The 1,578-nt window shown below is 58.9% G+C and carries 1 protein-coding gene; it reads left to right on the forward strand.

Annotated elements, in window-relative coordinates:
• Positions 1-1,578 (forward strand): immunoglobulin-like domain-containing protein (locus KFS80_RS26720; RefSeq protein ID WP_338109635.1); only part of this gene is annotated, 1,578 nt, incomplete at both ends.

Genomic DNA, 1,578 nt, shown 5'->3' on the forward strand with positions numbered 1-1,578 from the left:
TTCGGTCGCCGAGGGTGGCTCGATTGTTTACACCGCGACATTGACCAACGCCGCTGGCTCGCCAGTGACCGTGACCCTGTCGAACGGCGCAGTCATCAACATCGAAGCTGGTAAAACCACTGGCACCGTCACCGTCGCTGCACCTGCCGATGACGTTTACAAAGACGCCGGCAAAGTCGAAGCAACCATTTCTGCCGCAACCGGTGGTGACTTCGAAAAACTGGTACCGAGCACTGTTCCAGCTGTTACCGAAGTGACCGACACGATCGATACCTCGACCGTCAAACTCAGCGCTTCCGAAACAGCGGCCGAGGGTGGCACCGTCACCTACACCGCGACCGTTGGTGCGCCAGTGACCGGCTCGCCTGTCGTCGTCACACTGGCCAACGGTCAGAACATCACGATTGAAGTGGGTAAAACCACTGGCACCGTGACCTTCACCGCACCGAACGACGCGCTGACCGGTCATGCGCCGATCACCAACTCGATTACCGGCGTGACTGGCGGTAACTACGAGAACCTGGTGGCTGATAAGACGCCGGTTTCGACCAACGTCACCGATACCGTCGACACCACCAATCTGTCGCTGTCCGCGACCGGTTCCGTGGCTGAAGGTGGCTCGATTGTTTACACCGCAACCCTGACCAACGCTGCTGGCTCGCCAGTGACCGTGACTCTGTCGAATGGCGCCGTAATCACTATCGAGGCAGGCAAAACTTCGGGCAACGTCACCGTCGCTGCACCTGCCGATGACGTCTACAAAGACGCCGGCAAAGTCGAAGCGACCATTTCTGCCGCAACCGGTGGCGACTTCGAAAAACTGGTACCGAGCACTGTTCCAGCTGTTACAGAAGTGACCGACACCATCGACACCTCGACCGTGAAATTGACGGCGACCGAGACCGCTGCTGAAGGTGGTGCGGTTGTTTACACCGCCACTGTTGGCGCGCCTGTGACTGGTTCGCCGGTTGTGGTGACCTTGGCCAATGGTCAGAACATCACGATTGAAGTGGGTAAAACTACCGGTACCGTGACCTTCATCGCGCCGAACGATGCGCTGACTGGCCATGCTCCAATCACCAACGCAATTACCGGTGTGACTGGCGGCAACTACGAAAACCTCGTAGCCGACAAAACTCCGGTTTCGACCAACGTTACCGACACCGTCGACACCACTAACCTGTCGCTGTCCGCGACCGGTTCCGTGGCTGAAGGTGGCTCGATCGTTTACACCGCGACCCTGACTAACGCTGCTGGCTCGCCAGTCACCGTGACTCTGTCGAACGGCGCTGTGATTACCATCGAAGCCGGCAAAACTTCGGGCAACGTCACCGTCGCGGCTCCTGCTGACGACGTTTACAAAGACGCCGGCAACGTCCAGGCCACCATCAAAACCGCCACCGGTGGCAATTTCGAAAACCTGGTAACCAGCACTGCGCCAGCCGTGACCAGCGTCACCGACACCATCGACACTTCGACCGTCAAACTGACGGCCGATACTTCGGTCGCTGAAGGCGGCAACGTCACCTATACCGCCACCGTCGGCGCTCCGGTTACTGGTTCGCCGGTCACCGTAAA

The sequence above is a fragment of the Pseudomonas rustica genome (assembly GCF_018336155.1).
Classification (GTDB): Bacteria; Pseudomonadota; Gammaproteobacteria; order Pseudomonadales; family Pseudomonadaceae; genus Aquipseudomonas; species Aquipseudomonas rustica.